The sequence below is a fragment of the Sodalis sp. RH21 genome (genome assembly GCF_047324175.1).
Lineage (GTDB): Bacteria > Pseudomonadota > Gammaproteobacteria > Enterobacterales > Enterobacteriaceae > Acerihabitans.
Genome location: NZ_CP178732.1, coordinates 3,576,627 through 3,598,515 on the forward strand (window position 1 = coordinate 3,576,627; position 21,889 = coordinate 3,598,515).

The following is a 21,889-nucleotide window of genomic DNA, read 5'->3' on the forward strand; positions in this document are numbered from 1 at the left end:
CGGGTTTCCTTATAGGGTGGTTATTCAGAAAAAGGCGCTGCCCCCGCCATGCGGATGGTGGCGCGGCGGCGAAAATCCGCGCCGATCTCGAAATGACGATCCAGCAGTTCTTCGGCCCGGCTTTCGTCGCGCTCCACGATGGCGGCGAAAATGGAACGGTGATGGTCGATAAGAAACTCTTCTATGCCATCGACCTGGATGATCTGCTCGCGCCGATCGAGGTGCGAACGCATCATTAACGCGCTGATTGACTGGTAAATGCTGATAAGCGTCGCCGAACCCGACGCCAGCACCATCGCTTCATGAAAACGGAAATCCGCCTGGCCGCCCGCTTCCGGGGTATGGATAGTGTCGATAATGACGCGCAGGCATTGCGCCAGCCGATCGTAATCGCTTTGGGTCGCCCGGCGGCAGGCAAGGCGCACCGCCTGGCGTTCAATGGCGATGCGCGCCTGCATTACGTCGTCGATGGCGTTGGCTTGATGGGCCAGCACAAAAGTAAAAAATTCGCCCAGGATCGATACGCCCGGTTTTTTCACCACCGTTCCGATGCCATGTTTAATCTCCACCGCGCCGATCATCGCCAGCGCGCGCAGCGCTTCGCGCAATACCGGCCGGCTCACCCCCAATTGCGCGGACAGTTCCCGCTCGGGCAGCAGGCAATCCCCCGCCTTAAGCTCCCCGGAAAGCAGCTGTTCGCGCAGAAAACCCACCACGCGGTTGTAGCCGTTGCCCGTTTCCGGTGATTCGCGTCTTATCGTCATCAGATTACCAATTCATGCAAAACCAGTGGTAATACCAATGGTAGTTATGTTAACAAAACATTAATGTGATGTTACTCACAGTTGATTTTGACGCCACCGGACGGCGGTCACATTTTGATCGCTAAAAAGGGAAATTGGCATTGATAGGGGAAAACCGGGCTATGAAAAAGCCGCGCGGGGGGACGCGCGGCCGTGGGGGAGATGACATGTTGCGATAGCATTAACCAGGCCGCGGTAAACCAGCCTGCCTTATATAGCAGCACGGCGTTGACCGCATCGGCGGCCGCCCGCCGGGCGCTACCATTTTACGCCATTGGTTTGCCAGGCCAGCAGGCGATCGCGGGCGGCGAACAGCAAGGTGATCAGCGAAGAAAAAATAATCGCCATCACGATCAGCGCGCCGTACATATTGGCGTAAGCCGCCCAGCCCTGCGCCCACTGCAAATACCAGCCCAGCCCCGCTTTTACCCCCATCATTTCCGCCGCCACCAGCACGGAAAACGACGCGCCCAGCCCCATAAACAAGCCGACGAACACGTGCGGCAGCGCCGCCGGGACGGCCACGCGCAGGATCAAGAAGGGCTGGCTGGCGCCGAGGGTGCGCGCCACATCGTAATAACGGCTGTCGACGCCCACCATGCCGGACCAGGTTAATACGGTTACCGGGAACCAGGCCGCCAGGGCAATCAAAAATACCGCGGCGGAAAAACTCGACGAAAAGAAATAGAGCGATATCGGCAATAAGGCGGTGGAAGGCACCGGCCCCAGAAAGCGCAAAATCGGGTGCACCCAATAACCCAGGCCCCGCGACCAGCCGATGGCGACCCCGGTAACAAACCCGCTGAGGCTGCCGAAAATAAATCCCAGCGCCAGCAGCCGCAATGAATGCAGCACGCTGTCCGCCAGGCGGTAGCCGTCGGTGGCATAGGCTTCCACCAGCGCGCGCGGCGGCGGAAAAAACGGCACGGGCAGCCAGGCCAGTTTGGCGGTGGAGATTTCCCAGAGGGCCGCCAGCGCCGCCAATGCGATTAACCAGCGGCTGGCGCGGCGCAGCGGGCGGCTGACCGGCCCAATCGCCCGACGCGTCCAGGGAAGATGTTCCAGAAGAACCACCAGCAGCAATAGCAGCGCAAAGCCGGCGACCAACTGGTGGGTTTCACGGCCGAAGCGCGGCGGAGCGAAGCCGACCTGTTTATCGGGCCACAGGATCATCAGCGCCGCCACCAGCGCCCAGGACAGGACAGCGGCAATTCCCGAGATCCAGGGCGTAAAGGGAACCGTCTTGTTCCGTTCCGCTGATTGCGCCGCGGTTCGGCTTAGGATGCGCGTATTCATCACCGGTTCCTTGTCAGCCGTGCTGCATATTCATCTGGTCATGATCCAAGAGTTCGGGGACATAATGGTCGGCGAACTGGACGGCATCGGTATCCGGGCGGATCACATTGATTTTCTTGAGTTCGTTAACGTACTTCTCGATTTCGCCGCGCAGCTGCACGCCGGTTGAGTGGTGATGGTGGGTATGTTCGCGCAGCATGGCGGCGATATCGGCGGGATCTATCGAGCCCGGCACAAAAGGCGCGAATATTTTCGCCGCCTCGTCGGGGTGATCGGAGGTCCACTGCTGGGCATCGACGATCGCCAGGGTCAGGGCTTTCGCCACCGCCGGGTTTTCCCGCACCAGGGAGCCGCGCAGGCCGAGCACGCAGCAGGTCACATTGGCGTATTCGCCGCGCAAATTATTATCCACTTCCAGCAGTTCGTCATGATGCTTAATCAGCCAGGCCTGGGGGTCATCCCCCGCCACCGCCTGGACTTCGCCTTTGCGCAGCGCTTCGCCGAACAAATTGTCGGGATATTGCACCCAGTTCACGTCCTTATCCGGATCGATGCCCTGCTTGGCCAATTGAATGGCGAAGAAATTACGGATAGGGCTGGCCTGATCGGTCACCGCCACCGATTTGCCGGCCAAATCGCTGAGCTGGGTAATGCCGGAATTTTTCGGCGTCAGCAACCGCATGCAGCCGCCGTGGGTGCCGACGGTCAAATCGACGTCAAAACCCTGCTCCAGGGGCTTGAGCCAGCGCAGCGCCATGCCGATGCCGCCGTCGGCGTGGCCCGTGGCGATGGATTGTAATAAGGCGTCGGTGGAGCCGCTAAAGTTCACCGGCTCGATATTCAGGCCGTATTTAGTGAAAAACCCCTGCTTGAGCGCCACGGAAATCGGGGACTGGCAGACCGCCGTTTGCCCCCAGGCCAGGCGTACGGTGGTTAATGGCGCCGCGGTTTCCGCCGCCTGCGCCCTGGCCGGTGAAAATAATCCCAGCGCGCCGCTCAATCCGGCGCCGGCGCCCATATAGGCAAATGATTTAATAAAACTGCGCCGTGACCAAATATTGTGGTCTGTCATTATAATTTATCCTTTTTCACTGTGTATTTCGCTACGCCATTGCTGTTGCCATCATGGATGGCGGGAATATAAAATTATTATTCACTGTAGCGCGGTAGTGTTCGCGGAAAAAATATTAATATCGCATTTGCAAATGTCATTTTTACCTACCCGGCAAATGGCAGGGTTATTTGCGTTAAACAGATTTGCAATGATGTTATTTGCATTTCTCATTGCCGGCGTTTTATTCATTAATAAGGGTTTTGGGCAATGAGGCCTGGCGGATGTCGATAATACAAGCACACACATCAATACCATCACGGGGACTGGCGCTGGCGATTCATCAGGTCAGCCATGCATTTGAACTGGAAGGCAGCGAATTGCCGGTGCTGGAAAATGTGTCATTGCGGGTGGCGCCGGGGGAATTCGTGGCGCTGCTCGGCCCATCGGGGTGCGGCAAGTCAACGCTGCTGCGGCTGGTGGCGGGTTTGGAACCGCCGGGGCGGGGGCAGATCGAGGAAGACGGCCATAATATCGGCGGCCCCGATCCTGCGCGGGTGGTGGTGTTCCAGGACCCGACGCTGTATCCCTGGCGTACGGTATGGCAAAACGTGGCGCTGGGTCTGCAAACCCGGGGCAAGCTCGATCGGGAGGGCAAGGCGCGGGTGCATGATATGCTGGCGCGCGTCGGACTGGATGCCTTTGCGCAGGCCTATCCCCGCCAGCTATCGGGCGGCATGGCGCAGCGCGCGGCCCTGGCGCGGGCGCTGGTGAACGATCCGCGTTTGCTGATCCTCGATGAACCGCTGGGTAAGCTGGATTCGCTGACCCGCATCCGCATGCAGGGCGAACTGGTGGATCTCTGGCGCGAACGGGGTTTCAGCACCCTGATGGTGACCCATGATGTGGAAGAAGCGATCTTGATGGCGAACCGCGTCGTGGTCTTCAGCCCGCGTCCGGCCCGCATCATGGAAATTATCGACATCGAACTGCCCTATCCGCGCCAGCGCAACGATCCGCAGCTGGTGGAGCTGCGCACGCATATCCTGGCGCAGCTCGGCGCGGCCGAAGCCGCCGTGGCGCTTAATACCTGACGCGGCGCGCCGGCCTGGTTTCCCCCTTGCCGGGGGAGATCGGGCCGGCTGCCGCTATTAACCATGAATAGCCAATAAATCAACCGCGCCGCAAATAGCCGCAAATAAAATCTGCGGAAATAAGCAGTATTTAAATATTTAACACGGCTGCATCAATAAATTAATTATTGGCTTATGTGGGTATAAACCAGCGAGCCCTCGATGGGCTGAGGATTTTTAATCAGATTTAATACCGGACACCAGGTTTCGACCGCGTGATATAATGCGTCGACGTCAGCTTGGCCGGCGGAAGAATCAATTTCCACGGTGTAGCGGATATTAAACGGGAAGAACGGCACTTCTTCAAACCCGGCGACTTTGCCGCCGCGCTGGTCGACATCGGCTTTCACTTCCACTTCCAGCCGCGACAACGGCACCTGCAGGTCGGCGGCGTGGATCAGAAAAATATGCGTCAGGCAGCTGGACAGCGAACCGAGAAAAATCTCCGGCGATGCCGGCCCGAGATTATAACCGGCAAAATCCGGCGGGCTGTCGCTGATAATATGATGATCGCGAATACGTATATGGCGGATACCGCTGCGGCCTTCCGCCGTGGCGCGGGCGCTAATCGTTTCAACCGCCAGCGTTTTAGGGTCCCTGGCTTTACGCTTGAGTAACGCCGCGCGCTTCTCGGCTAAATACTCATTTAAATCACTCATCCTTTTCTCCCGGTAATTCACATGATTTATCCATCAAACCCATGGGCCGCCATGACTGCCCGGTTAACGTTATTAGCATTAGCGCGCACAGTTCATTCCAATAGGTTTGGCGCGCCAACCGGCGATAAAAGCTACTCCGCCCGCTGCCTGACCGGGGCGATATTGCCCATATCGATGCCATAGATATTCCCCAAGGCGATGATGGATTCCAGTCCGCGCGCGATATCCGGCGAGGATTCAATGATCGGTTCCCGTGCCGTCCATTGGGTCAATTTTTGTCGGAGAACGTCGGTTAGGCTTTTTAACTTTGTATATTCCATAATGCCGCGACCTCTTGCTCGATACACCCGTTGGCTTGTCGTATCCAGTTAATCGCGTAATCGTCCATAAATGAAACAATCATTTATACTTTGGTTATGCGCCAGACGGATATATCGGCAGGATGACAGGTCCTTAATCCAGGTCATCCCATTTTTCAGGGATCGACGCCAGCAGCGTTTGGGTGTAGGGATGCGCCGGGGCGGTGAAAATCTGTTCCCGGCTGCCGGTTTCCACCAGGCGTCCCTGATACATCACGGCAATGCGCGGCGCCATATAGCGCACCACGCGCAGGTCGTGGGAAATAAACAGATAAGCCAGCCCATGCTCCCGTTGCAGCCCGCGCAATAAATTAAGAATTTGCGCCTGTATCGATACATCCAGCGCCGAAACCGGCTCATCGAGGATCAGCAGCCGCGGCCGCAGCGCCAGGGCGCGCGCAATACCGATGCGCTGGCGCTGCCCGCCGGATAACTCCGCCGGATAACGCCGGGCCAGGGCCGGGCTGAGGCCTACCTGTTCCATTAATTCGCCAATGCGCGCGGTCCGGCCGGCCGCATCGCCGATGCGGTGCACGTGCAGCGGCTCCCCGATGATATCGAACGCGGTCATTCTGCGGTTAAGCGAGGCGAAGGGGTCCTGGAACACCATTTGAAATTCGCGGCACAGCTTGGCGTTATGACGCCGCTTTACCGCGGTGATGTCCTCGCCGTCGAACCATATCCGCCCGGCGGTGGGCCGGGTCAAGCCTACCAGCATGGTGCTGAGGGTGGATTTGCCGCAGCCGGACTCCCCCACCAGCCCCAGGGTGTCACCGGCATGCAGTTGCAAATCGACACCGTCCACCGCCTTGACCGCGGCGCCGGCGCGGCGAAAGCCGCCCCCGCGGGGCGGAAAATGCTTGCTGACGCCGTCCACCCGCAGCAAAGGCGGCGGATGGCCGGGTTGCGCGTTCGGCACCGCGGCTATCGGCATAATGCGGTCCTCCCCGCCGGCGCCGCCATAATCAGCTCATCGGCAAAATGGCAGGCGCTAAGATGATACGTATCCGCAGGGTCCGCCAGCGGCGGCGGAACCCGGTCGGCGCAGATGGCGCGCTGCCGGCACAGCGTACAGCGCGGCCGGAACGCGCACCCGGACGGCAGGCGGGCGAAATCCGGCGGTTCGCCGGCGATGGCCTCCAGCGCCCGGTCCACCGGGGTATCCAGGCTGGGAATACTGGCCAGCAGCGCGCGCGTATACGGATGCCGGGGCGCGCCGAACACCGCTTGTACCTTGCCTTGCTCGACAATCCGGCCGGCATACATTACCGCCACCCGGTCGGCATAACGCGCCACCAGGCTCAGATCGTGGGTAATCAGCAGCAAGGCCGCGCCGGTTTGCCGGCAGGCGGCGCGCATGCTTTTCATCACCTGCGCCTGGACGGTGACATCCAGCGCGGTGGTCGGCTCGTCGGCGATAATCAGCTGCGGATGGTTGACCAGCGCAATGGCTATCAGCACGCGCTGGCACATGCCTCCCGACAGTTCATGGGGATATTTTTTCATGCAGCCGGCGGCATCGACGATACCCGCCATGCCCAGCGCCTGCTCCGCCCGGCCGGTACGCGCGGCGCGGGCCAGCGCGGGCTGGTGGCGGCGCAGGCTTTCGTCGATCTGCCTGCCGATGGTCAGCACCGGATTAAGCGATGACATCGGGTCCTGGAAAATCATGGCGATTTCATCGCCATACAGCCGCGCGCGGCTGGCGGCGTCAAGCGTCAGCAGGTCGCGCCCGTTAAATTCAATCGCCCCGCCGGTGACGGCGATCCGCGGCGGCAGCAGCGACATCAGCGCCAGCGCGGTCAGGGTTTTGCCGGACCCCGACTCCCCCACGATGCACAGGGTCTCGCCGCGCGCCACGGTGAATGACACATCGGCGATCGCCCGCAGGCGGTCGCGCCGGGCGCCAAGGTGCACCTCAAGCCCCGTTACCGCCAGCAGCGGCGCCGGGGACGGCATAATCGGATCGGTGTTTGGCATTATCGAGTCCCCATCGGATCCAGCGCTTTATGCATGGCGTCGCCAAGCTGATTCAGTCCCAGGACCAATAGTAGTAGCATCAGGCCGGGAACCACGGCGTACAGCGGCGCGGCGGTCAGGTAATCCCGGCTGTTGCTGAGCATCGATCCCCATGACGCGGCGGGGGGTTTAATGCCCAGGCCGATAAACGACAGCGACGCTTCCAATAAAATGGCATGGCCGGCCGCCGAGGCCAACTGGGTAATCACCACGCCGATGCTGTTGGGCATCACATGGCGCAGCATAATGCGCCACAGGCCGGTGCCCTGCACCATGGCCGCTTTCACATAATCCAGTTCGCGTTCACGCAGTACGCTAGCGCGCATCAGGCGGGCAAAAATGGGCAGATTCACCAGCGCCACCGCGATGCAGATTTGGGCCAGGCCCGGCCCCAGGATGGCCACGGTAATGACGCCGAGCAAAATGCCGGGATAGGCCAACAGAATATCGCAGCCGCGCATCAGCAGGGTATCTATCAGGCGCCCGCCCATGCCGGAAACCAATCCCGCCAGAATACCGAGGCCGGCGCCGGCGCCGACGCTGGTTAACCCCACCAGCAGGGAAATACGCGCGCCGAACAGCACGCGGCTCAACAAATCCCGCGATAATTCGTCGGTTCCCAGCGGATGGCCCGGCGTGCCGGCGGGCATCAGCCGCAGCCCGCTGAACTGGGCGTCGGGATCGCAGGGGGCCAGCCAGGGCGCCAGCAATGCCGCCAGCGTAATCAGCAGCACCACGCCCAGGCCAAACAGGCCGGACGGCGTGGCGAGCACGGCCTTGATCGGTCTGAAGCGGTTGAGCGGCGCCCGCGGCGCGGCGGCCGGCGCGAGTGTGGTCAGGCTCATCAGGTGTTCCCCCGCGCCAGGCGGATGCGCGGGTCCAGGGTCCCGTAGAGCACATCCACCACCAGATTGAGCACCAGGAAAAACAGCACCAGGATAATCAAAATGCCCTGCACCATGCCGTAGTCGCGGTTAATAATCGATTGTACCAGCAGGCGGCCGATGCCCGGCCAGGCGAACACCGACTCGATCACGACGGCGCCCCCGAGCATGCGGCCCAGCAAAATGCCGGTCATGGTGACAATCGGCAGCAGGGAATTGCGCAGCACGTGCCAATAGATAATGCGCCGGCGGCTCAGCCCCTTCGCCCGGGCGGTGCGGATATAGCCCTCCCCCAGGGCGTCGATGACCGCATTGCGCGTGGAGCGGATCAGTACCGCCGCGCCGTGCAAACCCAGCGTGAAGGTCGGCAGCACCAGCGAACGCAAAAAACCGCTTACCGATTCGTCGGCGCTGATAAAGCCTCCCGGCGGCAGCCACCCCAGCGTCACGGCAAACAGCAAAATCGCCAGCATGCCGAACCAGAAGTTGGGCGTGGCGACGGCCAGGGAGGACACCAGCGACGCCAGCCAGTCGATGATTTTACCCTCGCCCAGCCCGGCGGCCAGGCCGAAGGGCACGCCGATCGCCAGCGCGGTCAGCAGCGCCGTCCCGGCGATCAGCAATGAAAACGGCAGGCGGCTGAAGATCAGCTCGCGATTGTCGCGGTGATAGATATAGGACACGCCGAAGTCGCCCCGCACCATATGCCCCAGCCAGGCGGCATACTGAACCGGCTGCGCGCGGTCAAGGCCGTACTCCGCCCGGATGCGCTGCACATCTTCCCGGCTGGCGTCGGGGCCGGCGATCATATCCGCCGGATCGCCCGGCATGGCGCGCACCACCGCAAAAACAATCACGCTTGAGACCAGCAGCACCGGAATCCACTGCAATATCCGGCGTATCAGATAGGCTGCCATGGCGCACTCCCCGGAGAATAATAGACCGGCGGCATTATTGTAGTTTCGCCGCCGTAAAGATGGGCATCCCGTCCAGGTTGAATTGCACCCCGGTCAAGGACTTGGCGGATGCCCACAGCACGGGCAGCGTGGCTACCGGCAATACCCAATTTTCACTGAGCAGCAACGCGTCGATGCGCTGCCAGGCGCGATCGGTATCCGCGCCGGAAGGCTGCGACGTGACCAGGGCGACATCTTCGCCATACTGCTTGAAGTTGATTTGCGCCGGGTTGTCGGCGGCGCGGAAGATCACCGCCGACAGCAGGATGGCCGCGGGGCCGCGGCTGGCCCTGGCATAAACGTGGGCGGCGATTTGGAAATCGCTTTTACGAAAACGGGAAATGTAGGCGGCCTCGGACATTTCGACGATAGTGGCCTTCAGGCCGATTTGCTCAAGCGCGCTTTGCAGCACCTGCGCCATGGCGCCGATTTGCGGTTCCGACTGGCTGCGCGACATGATGGCCACTTCCGCGCCCGCGACGCCGGCCTTGGCGATCAGGGCCTTGGCCTGGGCCAGATCGTAAGCGCAATCCTGCCCGCGTCCCGCGGTTTCGCGTTTACTGTATTGCGGCCAGGGCAGGCATTTCACCAGCGAGGAAGGACCGGCGATATCATGGGCGATGCGCGCGCGGTCCAGCGCCAGGCTGATGGCGCGCCGCACCTCGGGTTTATCCAGCGGCGCGGCCTGGGTATTGAGCGTGATATCCAGCACCCGGCCCTCGGCGGTGGCGGCGCCGGTGGCGAAACCGGACGACGCCAATTGCCCGGCGGCTTCCCGGTCAAGGGACGGTAAAAAATCCACCGTACCGGCGCTCATTTGCATCACTCCCGACTGCTGATCGGGAATGATTTTAATCGTGATCTTCTTCAACGCCGGCTGGGCGCCCCAATAGGCGTCATTGCGCACGAAGACGGCGTCCTGTCCCGGTTCAAAGCTGCTCAGCTTAAACGGGCCGGTGCCGTTGCCGCCGGTCTTGATTTTTTTCGGCTGGCTGCCGTCGATGATAAACGCCAGATCCAGCAGGTCGAATACGGCATCGGACGCGCCGTTAAAATGCAGCACCACCGTGCCGTCATCCGGGGTATCGATGCTGCCGATCATTTTCGCCAGCGGCAAAATATTGGCCCCGTTGGCGGGATCTTTGGCGTAGTTCAGGCTGAACGCCACATCCCGCGCCGTTAACGGTTTGCCATCATGGAAGGTCACGCCTTTAACCAGATGCAACGTCAGCGTCTTGCCGTTATCCGAGCGATCCCAGGATTGCGCCAGCGCCGGATGGGGCTGCCCGTTGGCATCGAGGACGATCAGGGAGTCATAAAGCAAATGCGTCAGGACATAAGTGCCCATGCGCAGCTCGGTGGGATCAAAGGACGTAATATCGGCATTTTGACCGATGACCAGGGCGTCGCGCGGCGCGGCGGCGGCGCCCATACTCCACGGCCCGATGCTTAGCAGCAGCGGCAGGATAACTCCGACGGCGCGCGCCCAGCGGCCCAACTGTTTTAATCTCATACCTTCCCTCATAACGCTTTATGATGTTGCAATGACCGTCAGCGGCATTATTTGATCAACTTTTTGCTTCGTTCAGAGCAAATACTATTGAATAATGCGGGTTTATAAAAGAAAATAAGCCCACAAAACATATATTTTGATCAAATATGGTTATGCGAAAAATAGATAAGCCAACTAAAGTCAGCGAAACCGAGATTACCGACCGGCTGCGGGACGCCATTATCAATCGCCAGGAATTCGATGGGGGCGCGCCGCTGCGCATCGATGCGCTGGCGACGCGGTTTGGCGTATCCCATATGCCCATCCGGGCGGCGCTGCACCATCTGGAAAGCGAAGGGCTGATTGTAACCCAGCCCAATAAAGGCGCGCGGGTGGTGGCGGTGGACGAGGATTTCGTCGCGCAACTGCTGGATATCCGCATCATCATCGAAAGCTATCTGGCGCGCCGCGCCGCCGAGCGCATGACGCCGGCACGCCTGGCGCACCTGGAAGCGCTGCGGGCGCAGCACGAAGCGGCGGTGGACGGAGGCGACGCGGCGCAGGCCCTGCTGGCCAACCGGGATTTTCACGCCGCCATCCATCATATCGCCGATAACCGCGACGCCAACCTTATCCTGGACCGCCACTGGCGGCTGATTCGCGCGCTGTGGCGGCGGTACGGGTACCAGGCCGATCGCTTCGCCGGCGTGGTGGCCGACCACCGGCTATTGCTCAGCGCCTTTGCCGCCGGCGACAGCGAATCGGCGGCGGCCGTCACCGCCGCCCATACCGCGCGCGCCAAGCTGGTGCTGCTCAACCGAATGCGCCAACAGCCGCCGGAGGCAGTCGCCCTCCCGCGCGCGCCCCGACCGTCCGGGGATAACCATGATTAATCCGCGTATCGACGCCTTTGACCTGGTGCATTGCCCGGTCACGGCGAAAACCACCTGGTCGTTTATCCGGCTGCGCATGTCCGATAACGTGACCGGCTGGGGCGAGGCCACCTGGGTGCGCGACCCGGCCGCGCTCGACGCCAGCCATGCCGCGATCCGCCGCCATCTGGTGGGCCGGGAATGGCCGGTATTAGCCGGGTTCCTGGCCAGGAATACCGCCGGCGTCCCCCAGTCCGCCATCGCCAGCGCCCTGGAACAGGCGATGTGGGATATCCGCGGCAAACGCGGCGGCTGCGCGGCGGCCGCGCTGGCGGATAAACACTACCGCCGGCGGGTTCCGCTGTACGCCAATATCAACCGCAGCATTATCGACCGCTCGGCAACGGGTTTCAGGCTGGCCGGGCAAAAAGCCGTGGCGGCCGGTTTCACGCGCATTAAAATTGCGCCGTTCGACGGCGTAACGCCGGAAAACGCCCCTACCCCGGCGGGGCGGCTATTAATCGAGGCGGGGCTGGCGCGCGTGGCCGCCACCCGGGCCGCCATCGGTCCGGCGACCGAACTTTACGTGGATTGCCATTGGCGTTTCGACCCGCGCACCGCGGCGGCGGTGATGAAAGAAGCGGCGGCCCTGGGCGTGGTCTGGTTTGAATGCCCGCTGCCGGAAACGGCGGCGAATATTCCCGCCTTAAAGCGGCTGCGCGCCAGCGCCAACGCGCTGGGTATGCGGCTGGCCGGCCTGGAAGAGCTGACGGGGCCGGCGGATTTTATCCCCTGGCTGGCCGCCGGGGCGTATGACGTGGTGATGCCGGATGTGAAATATGCGCGGGGCATCGCCGGCGTGCTGGCCGTCGCCGACCTGGCGGCCTCGTACGGCGTCGGCTGCGCCCCGCACAACCCCAGCGGACCGATTGCCCATGCGGCCAGCTTAACCGCCTGCGCCATCGGCGGCGCCATTGAACAGCTGGAGCATCAGTTTGATGAAACGCCGTTGTTCTGGCATATGATTGACGCGCATTTTCCGCGCCCGGCGCACGGCGCGAGCCTGCTGCCGTCGCTGCCGGGGCTGGGCACGCCGCTGCTGATTGGCGACGCCATGGCCCCGCGGACGCCGCTGTCCCGCGCCGGCGGTTAGACCGGGGGGCGGCGGCCGGCGGATCGATTAGCATCATCTGCCGATCGCGCCGGGCGGGCGCGGCGCTTAGCGGGGCGGTAAAACGTAGGCGGACCCCTGAACGTTTACCAGCACCGGATCGCTGCGGTAGCGGTCCGGGAACAGGCGCTGCAACTGGGTCAGTTTCGGTAAGTCATTGATCATGATGTAGCGGGCCTGGGGATTATTGGTCAGGTAGTTTTGGTGATAATCCTCCGCCGGATAAAACTGCGCGCCCGGCTCGATGGTGGTCGCCAGGGGCGCGCCGTAGGCATGGCCGGCGTTCAACTGCGCGATATATTCCCGGGCCACCCGCTGCTGCGCGTCGGTTTGCGGGAAAATGGCCGAGCGGTATTGCGTACCGGTATCCGGCCCCTGATAATTCAGCTGAGTGGGGTTATGCGCCACGGAAAAGAAGATTTGCAATAATGTTCCATAGGATACCTGGGCAGGGTCGAACGTGACTTCCACGGACTCCGCATGGCCGGTGTCGCCGCCGCTGACGGCCTGGTAGTTGGCATCCTGCGCATTGCCGCCGGTATAACCCGCCACCACGCTTTTGACGCCTTTAACATGTTGAAACACCCCCTGCACGCCCCAAAAACAGCCGCCGGCCAGGAGCGCCGTTTCGCCCTGCGCGGACGCGGGCGCCTCGTCGCGGGCCGGCGGCGCAATCGCCACCGCCGCGTCGGCATCCCCCTGGGACCAGGCCAGGCCTTGCCAGAACAGCGCGGCGATCGCCAGGGCCGCGATCGCTGGCCCGCGCCGGCGCGTAAAGGTTTTTTTAGCTATGAGCATCATGCCCCCGTCTGCTGGTTAATCGCGGCGTTGACGCCGCATCCTCAGGGTATGCCGCCAGCTTGGCATAACCACCCGGTTCGCCAGATGACGGCTTGATGACAAAATTGTCATCAAGCCCGGGTTTAAAACCGGCATAATGTTAACCCGATCAAAACCTGCCGGTACCGGCGGGTTACAATATTTGTCGATGCCGCCAGATAAGTGGTTTAATCACTGTTTTGCTTGACCATTATTCACAGAAGGACATACCCAGAATGCAACCGATTATCCGGCGTCCGGCCGTTCAGGGATGGCTCCTGCTTGACCCGTTCCGGTAAACCGCGCCGTCCCCATGGACGGTGGATCTATTACATCTTATATGAGGATATTCTTTGGCCTTGCCCCGTTCACTGGGAGTGGGAAAGCGCCTACGGCGCCTGGCTGCCTTATTATTACGCGCCTACCCTGGAGTTTATCGCGGGCGACCCCGACAAAGCCGTCAAAGTGGCGAGAGGAAAACCCCGCCGCCCCTGATCGGCGGCGGCTATATGTAATAAGCGGAAAAAACGCTGTGCAGATGCTCTTTTAACGCCGCTTCGGCGCCGTCGGGGTCATGCCGCCGGATCGCTTCGTAGATGTTGACATGCTGGCGGTAGCTGTTGCCGTTATGCTCCAGGATCTGCTGCGGTTCGGTAAGGGCCACCCGGGCGGCGATCAGCCAGTCCAGCAGGGCGATATGGATGGCCAGGAACAGCGGATTGCCGGGGATCTCGGCCAGAACGCGGTGAAAAGCGATATCGGAGCGAACAAACAGATCGTGATCGACCAGCGATTTGCTGTTGATCTCCAGCGCGGCGGCCAGCCGGGCGATTTGTTTATCGGTGGCTTTTTCCGCGGCATACCTGACCAGGCTGGACTCAAAAAACTGCCGCAATTGCTCGAAGTGGTTTATCCCCCCCGGCTGGTGCAGGAAATCCTTGGCCATGCCGGAAATTTCGCTGATGATGGTATCGGGGGAAGGACGGGTGACCCGCGCCCGCTCGCCGTTGCTGATTTGCAATAGGCCTTTGCGCTTGAGCGCCGCCAATGCTTCGCGCACCGAAGGGCGACCCACCTTGAACATTTCCATCAGCTCGCGTTCGGACGGCAGTTGATCGCCCTCGGCGAATTCGCCGCGGCGCACCATAAACTCCAGTTCCTCCTCCACCACTTCCGACAATTTTTTGCGGGTGAGCGGACGCCGCAGGAAGGTAACCGCCTGCTGGCTGGTAAGCTTGTCGTTTTTCTTGGACGTGGTCATGTCAGTATGATCGATTTCGCCGGGATATTTCCCTGGGATAAAAAAGCCAAAATATTAGGCGAATCATAGCATATTGCATTAACGACCGCATGCCCGCAACGGGATACGGCGGCGGCGGCCGCAATGCCGCCGTCGCGGGTGGATTACGGGTGTCCGCCCTGGCGGCGGGACGGCTGCGGCGCGCCGCCCGCGGCGCCGCTGAAAGGACGGCCGTCAACGGAATCGACCATCCGCAGGGCTTGCGGGCGTAGCCAGCGCTGGACCCGGGAAGGCATGTCCAGGCCAATCAGCAGGATGACCACAAAGGTCAGGCTAAAAGACAGTCCGCCCAGGGCGGTGCCCAGATCCAGCCGCTGGGCGATGCCGGCGCCGAGGATGGGCGCCAGCGCGCCGCCCAGGGCGCCGACGTTATAGGTGAACCCCAGGCCCGCCGCCCGCTGCCCGGTATCGAAATAACCGCCGATCAGCTTCGGCAGCAGGCCGGAAATGCCCTGGCCCAGCATTTGCTGCACGAACAGCAGTCCCCCCAGCAGCCAGATACTGGAGCCATGGATGGCGAAAACCGGAATTATCAGCACCTGGGACAGCAGCAGGCTATAAACATACGCCCTGCGCGTTCCCAGCCAATCGCCGGTAAAGCCGGCCACGCAGCAGCCCACCGCGGCGCCGAATCCGCTGAAAAACAGCAGCTTGGCCACCACCGCCGGCGTATAGGCCAGCTCGGTTTTCAAATAGGTGGGCAGCAGCGCCTGGATCGGCCATGAGTAGAGGAAGGCGCACAGCACCACCCCCATCAGCATCACGCCGGTGGGCCAGCGCGGGCCGCTGCTTTGCACCATAAAACCGATGAAAATGGCGGCGCAGGTCAGCCCCAGCAGCGTCACCATCAGCGCCGAGCCGGCCTGCCCGGTAAAGCACAGGTAGAGCGCGGCGGCGGCAATGGCGGTACAGGCGATATTAACCACCCGGTGCCGGCCTTTGTACAGTACGTCCACCATGTTGCGCGCCGGGGCGTCGGCATCGCGTTTTTTCTCCCAGTCTTGCGCTTCGGGAATATTTTTGCGCAGCCAAAGGGCAAAAACGATGGGCAGAATACCGATAAAAAACAGCGCGCGCCAACCCCACTCCGGCACGACAAACCGATAAATCTGGGCCGACAGCACGCCGCCGATGGCAAAGCCGGAGATCAGAAACCCGCTGGCTTTATTACGCATATGGCGCGGCCAGCTTTCGATGACATAGGTGGAGCTGGCGCCATACTCCCCCGCCATGCCCATGCCGATGATAATCCGGGCCAGGAACATGGTGATATAGCCGGGGGCCAAACCGCAGGCCAGCGTGCCGCAGGAAAACAGCACGATGCTGGTAATCATGGCCGGGCGGCGGCCATAACGATCCCCCATGGCGCCCAGCGCCAGACCGCCGAACCAGCGCGAGATAAACGCGGCGCTGATCAGGCTGGCGGCTTGTACGGTATTGAGGCCGAATTCCTGCTGTACTTCGGTAAGCACCAGGGCAATTAAAACAAAATCGAACCCATCGAGCATATAACCCATCCAGGCGGCCAGGAAGGCTTTCCATTGCGGGCGCGATAATTGCCGGTACCAGGGTAGAGAAAGATTAATACTCTGCATAAGGTATCATCTCCTGATCAATAGCGCCGCAGCGATCTATTGATCTTTATATAAGACAGTAGGGTATATATCAGTAATCGGTTAAAACAAATAAGATGCTATTTACGATCCCGGCCGCCTGCGCGGCGGATACATTATTTCCCTGGCTTATTAAAGTATGGTTATCAGCGGCCGGACGGACATCGCGCCGGCCGCGGCGCTTATGATTTATTCCGGGCGGCCAATTCCTCGCCGAGCTGTTCCGCCAGCGCCCGCAGCGCGGGAATAAATTCCGCGCTGACCGGCGAAAACGGGTTACGGCACAGGGGGTTGGCGATTACGCCCATAAAATGCAGCACCGTTTTCAGGCCGCGGAACACCCCGGCCCGCACCAGCAGGTCGATCACCTGATTGCACTCGCTTTGCAATTGTTTAGCGCGGGTTATTTCCCCGCGTTCCAACGCCGTCACGATCTGTAAATAACGCCATCCCATAATATTGTAAGTACTGCCGATGCCGCCGTCGGCCCCCGCCATTTGCCCGGCCAGAAATATTTCATCGTAACCGTTATAGATAATTTTATCGGGGTGGGCGCGGCGCACCTGCTCCATTTGATAGAGGTTATCCGAGGTTTGTTTTAAAGCGACGACATTAGGCAAGGTAATTAAAGTGGAAATTTGTTCCAGGGTTAATTTCACGCCGCTCAGGGCGGGAATATTATAAACCACCATCGGTTTACCCTGGGCGGCATCAATGATCGCCCGGTAATGGTCGCAGTGTTCGGCAAAGCTAAACGGGTAATAAAACGGCGTCACCGCCGACACGGCGTCGTAACCGCAGTTCGCCGCGCTGGCGGCCAGGGACTGGCTGTCGGCGGTACTGATGCAGCCCACGTGGGCGATCAGGGCAACCTTGCCGGCGGCCTCTTCGGCCACGATTTCCAACACTTCCCGCCGCTCGGCGACGGATTGCAAAAACGCCTCGCCGGTGGAACCGCCGACATATAATCCATCGATTCCCTGGCGCAGGTTAAACCGCACCAGCCGGCGCAGGCTTTCGCTATCCAGCCGCTGGTGCCGATCAAAGGGGGTGAGCAGCGCGGGCAGCACCCCGGTAAGTTTTGCTGACATAACAACCTCGATTGTGAAGTGGATGCGAACCAACTATATACCTATGTACCTAGTATACCAATACATCGATCGAGGCAGGATAGCGGGAGAATAGAGAAACGTGATCGGCCTCAAAACGGTTGCCCGTTTAAGGCCGTTTTAACGCAGGATTTGTGAGCTAGCGCGGAAATTTGCCTATCGCTGCGTGAACCGCAGCGGTCCGTCAGGGAATAATTTTCCGCCGGCGGAACTGGTCGAACAGGGAAAAGAACATCTTTTCGGTGTCGATGAATTCATGAAAGCCGCAGCGGCGGGCTTTGCCGCCGTCGGCGAACATGTCGTAATCCCAGGAGAACACGAAATCGGCGAAGCGCCAGCCCGTTGCCGCCATGGCGCCGCCGGCGGCCAGGCCGTGGCGCTCCGTCAAAGATCGCCACAGTTCGGTTTTATCCCCCATGATATCCGCCAATGCCATCGGCAGCGGCGGCGCGACCGCCAGACCGAAATAATCGGCGATTTTCGGCCACATCTCGCTCCAGCGAAACAGATCGCCATTGTTGATGTTGAACGCCTGGTTGGCGGCCCTGGGCTCGGTGGCCGCCCACAGCGTGGCGCGGGCGAGCAGCCCGGCATCGGTCATTTCCAGCAGGGCCTGGTACGCCCCGGGCTTGCCGGGGAAACGCAGCGGCAAGCCCAGCGCCTGGCTGACGGAGGCGTAAATGGCGATGCTCAAGGCCAGGTTCATGGGGTTGCCCAACGAAAAGCCCCCCACCACGCTGGGCCTGATGGCCGACCAGCTCCAGGTTTTATCTTTCTGGCGCCGCTCCAGATACTGCTGCTGATCGATATTGAATTCCGGCGGCATATGGCCGGCATCGCTTTCACGGGCCGGGGTTTTGAACGGGCCCAGATGCGCGCCGTAGACCTTATACCCCTGCATCAGGCTGATATGCTCCAGCCGCGCCGCCACCGCCTCGGCCCCTTGCACGACATGTTGCAGCATCGCCAGATTGGGGGCGACTAATCCCGCCCAGTCCGGCGCATCCTGATAAGCGGCATAAAAGATATGGGTGATATCGGTCAGCGGCCGCAGTGCGGCGCGGGTGGCGTCGGCATCCAATAAATCAACCGCCAGATAGTCCACCCCCGGGCGCGCCGCGCCGCCGCGGCGCGACAGGCCGATAACGCGCCAGCCTTGGGAAACCAATTCTTCAATCAGCCGGCCGCCAATGACGCCATTGGCCCCGGCAACCAGAGCGACTTTCGAGTTACGCATGGAGTTGTTCTCCGAGTTTAGGGTGCAATAACTGTAATTGATTAACATAACCACGATAATAGGGGTAAAATAGCTAACACTTATAAGCATAACTTTCAGGTAAGCGCGATGGATAAGCTGACCGCCATGAATACCTTTATTCGCGTGGCCGAACTCGGCAGCCTGTCCGCGGCCGCGCGCGATCTGGGCCTGACGCAGCCGGCGGTGAGCCAGCAGATTACCGCCCTGGAAAAGTTATTGAATATTTTGCTGTTTTACCGCACCACCCGCGCAATCACCCTGACGGAAGCGGGTAAAAGCTATTATCAGCAGGTCAAACCGATCCTGCTGGCGGTGAATGAGGCCGAAGAGACCCTGCATGGCTTAACCCAACGTTTGACCGGCAGTTTGCGCATCCATGGGCCCACGGGCATCGGCCAGCGCTACCTCGCCCGGCTGGCGATCGCTTTTCAGCAGCTTCATCCCGGCCTGTCCATCGAGTTGCTGCTCGACGATCGCCTGGGGGATGTGGTGAGCGAAGGCATCGATGTGGCCATTCGTTTGGGGGATTTACCGGCGCCCGGCACCGTGGCTCGCCGGCTGGGAACCGTCGAACGCATCCTGGTCGCCGCGCCGGATTATCTTGCCGCGCAGGGCGCGCCGCGGACGGCGGCGGAATTAAGCGGGCATGCCTATATTCGCTATAGCGGCCCTTCCGGGGATTCGCCGCTGGTGCTTCACGGTCCCGATGGCCCCGAGGTCGTAGACGTGCATCCCGTGTTTCAGGCCAATAATACCTTTGCCCTGCTCCTGGCCATCGAGGGCGGATTAGGCATCGGCGGCGCGCAGCTACCGCTGATCGGGCGCCAATTGGCCGATCGCGCCCTGGTGCGGGTATTGCCCGCCTACCGTTACCCCGCGCTGAAGCTGCACGCCGTTTATCCCGCCGCGCGGTTTATACCGGGCAAAGTCAGGGCATGGGTGGACTATCTTGCGCAAGCCCTGGACCAGGAGGACTTTATGGCCGCCACCCGCTCCGGCCCCGCGCCTTAAGCGGCACCCGGCGGTTACACGATTTTCACGTCCAGATCCTCCATGGCGTCCAACGCCGCCCGGTCCGCGGCTTCGATACTGCTATCCGTGACGATGCAATCAATTTTGCCGATGGGCAGCACTAGGTTAAATCCGCGCCGGCCGAATTTGGTCGAGTCCAGCACCGCCACCACATAACGCGCGGTTTTGGCCATGGCGTCGCTGATGGCGTACCCCTCGTTGAAGGTGGTAATGCCCTGTTCAAGATCCAGGCCATCTGCGCCGACGAACATAATATCGGCAGTGATGCTGTTGAGCGAAAGCTCGGCGATGGTGCCGTGCATGGAGCGGGTTTTATGCCGCACGGTACCGCCGCAAATCACCAGCGTGATCTCTTTATTGTCCGATAACGCATAGGCGGCCGGCAGATTATTGGTAATCACCGTGATATTACTGAACCGCGCCAGTTCCTCGGCAATCAGCATCGTGGTGCTGCCGCTATCGAGGATCACCGTATCGCCGGTTTTCACCATGGCGGCCGCAACCACGGCAATGCGCCGCTTGGCGTCCTCAGCCAGCGGATAACGGTCCTCCAGGCCTAACTCCGCGCTATCCCTTTCCCGCGCACCACCCGCGCCGTCCTCCGGTTGGCCATTGGCATGCGCCATGGGTTTGCTGGCGCCGCCGTGGAACCGGCTGACCAGCCCCTTCTCCTCCAACAAACGTAAGTCGGCCCTAATGGTTACCTCCGATATACCAAAACTATTCGAAAGCTTAGAGACACTGATACTGCCATTTTTGTTCACCAGATTGATGATTTTATTTCTTCGCTCAAAAGTATTCATAAGAAAATTCTACCCCTATATTATGGATACAGTGTAAACGAAAGAAAGAGTAAAGAGGAGAGGCAATTCGACCCGTACCGCCACCCCTTTCATTTTTCGGGCCGACGGGAGCCAAGGGTGATAAATAACCTACCTACAGAGGCGCGAAGGCGTGACCGCCGGGCCTCTGTAGCAATGGGGTTACTCAGGCACCTTCAACATGATTTTACCCTGCATGGGGCGTCCTTGCAGGGCGGCGACGGACTGGACATATTCGCTGAAACCCTCGACGCTGGCGATCAGCGGTTCAATATCCAGGGCGTGGTCTTGTAATAATTCTACCGCTTGGCGCCACTCCTCGCCCGGCCACGGCGCCGAATAATTCATCCAACTGCCCGAGATCCGCAGTTCCTTACGCAAAATATGGCCAAAAATCGTGGGATTAAGCAACACATCGCGATGCAGCGTCCCTACCAGGGAGATCTGCGCACGCGGGCCGGCGATCTCCAGCGCCAGCGCCACCGTTTGCGCCGTGCCGGCGGTTTCGAGAATCAATTGATCGAACTGGCGCTGCGCCATACGCCCGGTAATTTGCGCCGGCGTCAGCTCCCCGGCGTGCCAGGCGTCATCGGCGCCGGTCTTTAGCGCCAGCGCCAATTTGTCCGGATTGATATCAAGCACGCTGACCGATGCGGCCCCAAGCGCGCGCGCGCACTGCATCGCCAGTAATCCGATAGTGCCCGCGCCGATAATGACCACGTGTTTGCCGGTGCATCCGCCCGCCAGGTGGATGGCGTGCAGGCCAACGGTAATCGGCTCCAGGAACGCGCCGGCCAGCAGCGATAGCCCGGCAGGGAGTTTCAGCAGATTGAGCCGCTTGACCACGATATATTCGGCATTGCCCCCCGCCGACCGGGACCCGACGAACTGGTATTGCCGGCATAACGAAAAGAAGTGGCGCCGGCAGGCTTCACATTCGAAACAAGGCAATAGCGGCACGCAGGCCACGGCGTCGCCGGCAGCCAAATCGTTAACCGCAGACCCGGCCGACACCACGTGCCCACTGAACTCATGCCCCAGCGTAATCGGATAAAAATGCGCGCCGGTATAAAATACCCGCGGAATATCGGACCCGCAAAGACCCGAATATACTACTTTCACCAATACGTCCTGCGGTGATGAAACGGCGGGGACCGGCACTTCTTCCACGCGCAGCTCTCCGCCATCGTATGATACGACCGATTTCATAGTAATAACTCCAGGATAAGTGGGGAGCCAGGC

22 protein-coding genes are annotated in these 21,889 nt (G+C 60.8%); 5 read left to right on the plus strand and 17 right to left on the minus strand.

The annotated features are described in order from the left end of the window. Positions 1-20 precede the first annotated feature (20 nt). The 3 genes from ACL2XP_RS16390 to ACL2XP_RS16400 all read right to left on the minus strand — a co-directional run bounded on the left by ACL2XP_RS16390 (position 21) and on the right by ACL2XP_RS16400 (position 3,171). On the minus strand, positions 21-764 hold the full coding sequence (locus ACL2XP_RS16390; RefSeq protein WP_413733912.1) for a FadR/GntR family transcriptional regulator: 744 nt from the start codon (positions 762-764) through the stop codon (positions 21-23). A gap of 297 nt (positions 765-1,061) precedes the next feature. After that, positions 1,062-2,099 carry an ABC transporter permease gene (locus ACL2XP_RS16395; protein ID WP_413733913.1) on the minus strand — a complete coding sequence of 346 codons (1,038 nt, stop codon included), beginning with the start codon at positions 2,097-2,099 and terminating at the stop codon, positions 1,062-1,064. A gap of 13 nt (positions 2,100-2,112) precedes the next feature. Then, the gene (locus tag ACL2XP_RS16400) at positions 2,113-3,171 is read right to left on the minus strand and encodes an ABC transporter substrate-binding protein (protein ID WP_413733915.1); all 1,059 of its coding nucleotides are present in this window, start codon (positions 3,169-3,171) and stop codon (positions 2,113-2,115) included. Positions 3,172-3,434: 263 nt separating this feature from the next. On the opposite strand from ACL2XP_RS16400, the gene ACL2XP_RS16405 reads away from it, so the two are divergent. Then, positions 3,435-4,244, plus strand: a complete 810-nt coding sequence (locus tag ACL2XP_RS16405) for an ABC transporter ATP-binding protein (protein WP_413733917.1) — start codon at positions 3,435-3,437, stop codon at positions 4,242-4,244. Positions 4,245-4,408: 164 nt separating this feature from the next. Here the strand turns inward: ACL2XP_RS16405 and ACL2XP_RS16410 are convergent, their stop codons facing one another. From ACL2XP_RS16410 to ACL2XP_RS16440, 7 genes are all read right to left on the minus strand, one after another. Continuing rightward, positions 4,409-4,942 carry an OsmC family protein gene (locus ACL2XP_RS16410; protein ID WP_413733918.1) on the minus strand — a complete coding sequence of 178 codons (534 nt, stop codon included), beginning with the start codon at positions 4,940-4,942 and terminating at the stop codon, positions 4,409-4,411. A gap of 131 nt (positions 4,943-5,073) precedes the next feature. Beyond that, on the minus strand, positions 5,074-5,262 hold the full coding sequence (locus ACL2XP_RS16415; RefSeq protein ID WP_413733920.1) for a hypothetical protein: 189 nt from the start codon (positions 5,260-5,262) through the stop codon (positions 5,074-5,076). 133 nt (positions 5,263-5,395) lie between these two features. Continuing rightward, complete coding sequence (locus ACL2XP_RS16420) at positions 5,396-6,235, minus strand: ABC transporter ATP-binding protein (protein WP_413733921.1); 840 nt, start codon at positions 6,233-6,235, stop codon at positions 5,396-5,398. After that, complete coding sequence (locus tag ACL2XP_RS16425; RefSeq protein ID WP_413733922.1) at positions 6,226-7,281, minus strand: ABC transporter ATP-binding protein; 1,056 nt, start codon at positions 7,279-7,281, stop codon at positions 6,226-6,228. Before ACL2XP_RS16425 ends, ACL2XP_RS16420 begins: the two co-directional genes overlap by 10 nt. Then, complete coding sequence (locus ACL2XP_RS16430) at positions 7,281-8,165, minus strand: ABC transporter permease (protein WP_413733923.1); 885 nt, start codon at positions 8,163-8,165, stop codon at positions 7,281-7,283. The genes ACL2XP_RS16425 and ACL2XP_RS16430 overlap by 1 nt, the downstream gene beginning before the upstream one ends. Continuing rightward, complete coding sequence (locus ACL2XP_RS16435) at positions 8,165-9,121, minus strand: ABC transporter permease (RefSeq protein ID WP_413733925.1); 957 nt, start codon at positions 9,119-9,121, stop codon at positions 8,165-8,167. Before ACL2XP_RS16435 ends, ACL2XP_RS16430 begins: the two co-directional genes overlap by 1 nt. A 34-nt stretch (positions 9,122-9,155) precedes the next feature. After that, complete coding sequence (locus ACL2XP_RS16440) at positions 9,156-10,673, minus strand: ABC transporter substrate-binding protein (RefSeq protein ID WP_413733926.1); 1,518 nt, start codon at positions 10,671-10,673, stop codon at positions 9,156-9,158. A gap of 152 nt (positions 10,674-10,825) precedes the next feature. Here ACL2XP_RS16440 and ACL2XP_RS16445 point away from each other — a divergent pair, with 152 nt between their 5' ends. Next, on the plus strand, positions 10,826-11,545 hold the full coding sequence (locus ACL2XP_RS16445) for a GntR family transcriptional regulator (protein ID WP_413733927.1): 720 nt from the start codon (positions 10,826-10,828) through the stop codon (positions 11,543-11,545). Further along, the gene (locus tag ACL2XP_RS16450; protein ID WP_413733929.1) at positions 11,538-12,677 is read left to right on the plus strand and encodes an enolase C-terminal domain-like protein; all 1,140 of its coding nucleotides are present in this window, start codon (positions 11,538-11,540) and stop codon (positions 12,675-12,677) included. Before ACL2XP_RS16445 ends, ACL2XP_RS16450 begins: the two co-directional genes overlap by 8 nt. A gap of 66 nt (positions 12,678-12,743) precedes the next feature. Here ACL2XP_RS16450 and msrA read toward each other — a convergent pair whose 3' ends face one another. After that, positions 12,744-13,496 (minus strand): peptide-methionine (S)-S-oxide reductase MsrA, encoded by a 753-nt coding sequence (msrA, locus tag ACL2XP_RS16455; RefSeq protein WP_413733930.1) that lies wholly within the window; start codon positions 13,494-13,496, stop codon positions 12,744-12,746. Between the two features lie 300 nt (positions 13,497-13,796). On the opposite strand from msrA, the gene ACL2XP_RS16460 reads away from it, so the two are divergent. After that, a complete protein-coding gene (locus ACL2XP_RS16460) occupies positions 13,797-14,009 on the plus strand; it encodes a hypothetical protein (RefSeq protein ID WP_413733931.1) in 213 nt (70 codons plus the stop codon). Between the two features lie 10 nt (positions 14,010-14,019). Here ACL2XP_RS16460 and ACL2XP_RS16465 read toward each other — a convergent pair whose 3' ends face one another. The 4 genes from ACL2XP_RS16465 to ACL2XP_RS16480 all read right to left on the minus strand — a co-directional run bounded on the left by ACL2XP_RS16465 (position 14,020) and on the right by ACL2XP_RS16480 (position 18,773). Then, positions 14,020-14,775, minus strand: coding sequence for a transcriptional regulator NanR (locus ACL2XP_RS16465; RefSeq protein ID WP_413733932.1), 756 nt, complete (start codon positions 14,773-14,775; stop codon positions 14,020-14,022). 143 nt (positions 14,776-14,918) lie between these two features. Then, a complete protein-coding gene (locus tag ACL2XP_RS16470) occupies positions 14,919-16,409 on the minus strand; it encodes an MFS transporter (protein ID WP_413733933.1) in 1,491 nt (496 codons plus the stop codon). Between the two features lie 200 nt (positions 16,410-16,609). Further along, a complete protein-coding gene (gene nanA, locus ACL2XP_RS16475) occupies positions 16,610-17,518 on the minus strand; it encodes an N-acetylneuraminate lyase (RefSeq protein ID WP_413733934.1) in 909 nt (302 codons plus the stop codon). 202 nt (positions 17,519-17,720) lie between these two features. Then, positions 17,721-18,773, minus strand: a complete 1,053-nt coding sequence (locus tag ACL2XP_RS16480; protein ID WP_413733935.1) for an SDR family oxidoreductase — start codon at positions 18,771-18,773, stop codon at positions 17,721-17,723. A gap of 108 nt (positions 18,774-18,881) precedes the next feature. Here ACL2XP_RS16480 and ACL2XP_RS16485 point away from each other — a divergent pair, with 108 nt between their 5' ends. Then, positions 18,882-19,805 (plus strand): LysR substrate-binding domain-containing protein, encoded by a 924-nt coding sequence (locus ACL2XP_RS16485; RefSeq protein ID WP_413733937.1) that lies wholly within the window; start codon positions 18,882-18,884, stop codon positions 19,803-19,805. Between the two features lie 14 nt (positions 19,806-19,819). Here ACL2XP_RS16485 and ACL2XP_RS16490 read toward each other — a convergent pair whose 3' ends face one another. After that, on the minus strand, positions 19,820-20,629 hold the full coding sequence (locus ACL2XP_RS16490; RefSeq protein ID WP_413733938.1) for a DeoR/GlpR family DNA-binding transcription regulator: 810 nt from the start codon (positions 20,627-20,629) through the stop codon (positions 19,820-19,822). Positions 20,630-20,809: 180 nt separating this feature from the next. Further along, positions 20,810-21,856, minus strand: a complete 1,047-nt coding sequence (locus ACL2XP_RS16495) for an alcohol dehydrogenase catalytic domain-containing protein (protein WP_413733939.1) — start codon at positions 21,854-21,856, stop codon at positions 20,810-20,812. Positions 21,857-21,889 lie beyond the last annotated feature (33 nt).

Coding starts and splice junctions, on each gene's coding strand:
- ACL2XP_RS16450 (WP_413733929.1), top strand. CDS start 11,538: ATGATTAATCCGCGTATCGACGCCTTTGACCTGGTGCATTGCCCGGTC.
- ACL2XP_RS16415 (WP_413733920.1), bottom strand. CDS start 5,262: ATGGAATATACAAAGTTAAAAAGCCTAACCGACGTTCTCCGACAAAAA.
- ACL2XP_RS16390 (WP_413733912.1), bottom strand. CDS start 764: ATGACGATAAGACGCGAATCACCGGAAACGGGCAACGGCTACAACCGC.
- nanA (WP_413733934.1), bottom strand. CDS start 17,518: ATGTCAGCAAAACTTACCGGGGTGCTGCCCGCGCTGCTCACCCCCTTT.
- ACL2XP_RS16400 (WP_413733915.1), bottom strand. CDS start 3,171: ATGACAGACCACAATATTTGGTCACGGCGCAGTTTTATTAAATCATTT.
- ACL2XP_RS16490 (WP_413733938.1), bottom strand. CDS start 20,629: ATGAATACTTTTGAGCGAAGAAATAAAATCATCAATCTGGTGAACAAA.
- ACL2XP_RS16405 (WP_413733917.1), top strand. CDS start 3,435: ATGTCGATAATACAAGCACACACATCAATACCATCACGGGGACTGGCG.
- ACL2XP_RS16410 (WP_413733918.1), bottom strand. CDS start 4,942: ATGAGTGATTTAAATGAGTATTTAGCCGAGAAGCGCGCGGCGTTACTC.
- ACL2XP_RS16420 (WP_413733921.1), bottom strand. CDS start 6,235: ATGCCGATAGCCGCGGTGCCGAACGCGCAACCCGGCCATCCGCCGCCT.
- ACL2XP_RS16395 (WP_413733913.1), bottom strand. CDS start 2,099: ATGAATACGCGCATCCTAAGCCGAACCGCGGCGCAATCAGCGGAACGG.
- ACL2XP_RS16430 (WP_413733923.1), bottom strand. CDS start 8,165: ATGAGCCTGACCACACTCGCGCCGGCCGCCGCGCCGCGGGCGCCGCTC.
- ACL2XP_RS16425 (WP_413733922.1), bottom strand. CDS start 7,281: ATGCCAAACACCGATCCGATTATGCCGTCCCCGGCGCCGCTGCTGGCG.
- ACL2XP_RS16435 (WP_413733925.1), bottom strand. CDS start 9,121: ATGGCAGCCTATCTGATACGCCGGATATTGCAGTGGATTCCGGTGCTG.
- ACL2XP_RS16495 (WP_413733939.1), bottom strand. CDS start 21,856: ATGAAATCGGTCGTATCATACGATGGCGGAGAGCTGCGCGTGGAAGAA.
- ACL2XP_RS16445 (WP_413733927.1), top strand. CDS start 10,826: ATGCGAAAAATAGATAAGCCAACTAAAGTCAGCGAAACCGAGATTACC.
- ACL2XP_RS16470 (WP_413733933.1), bottom strand. CDS start 16,409: ATGCAGAGTATTAATCTTTCTCTACCCTGGTACCGGCAATTATCGCGC.
- msrA (WP_413733930.1), bottom strand. CDS start 13,496: ATGATGCTCATAGCTAAAAAAACCTTTACGCGCCGGCGCGGGCCAGCG.
- ACL2XP_RS16480 (WP_413733935.1), bottom strand. CDS start 18,773: ATGCGTAACTCGAAAGTCGCTCTGGTTGCCGGGGCCAATGGCGTCATT.
- ACL2XP_RS16465 (WP_413733932.1), bottom strand. CDS start 14,775: ATGACCACGTCCAAGAAAAACGACAAGCTTACCAGCCAGCAGGCGGTT.
- ACL2XP_RS16485 (WP_413733937.1), top strand. CDS start 18,882: ATGGATAAGCTGACCGCCATGAATACCTTTATTCGCGTGGCCGAACTC.
- ACL2XP_RS16440 (WP_413733926.1), bottom strand. CDS start 10,673: ATGAGATTAAAACAGTTGGGCCGCTGGGCGCGCGCCGTCGGAGTTATC.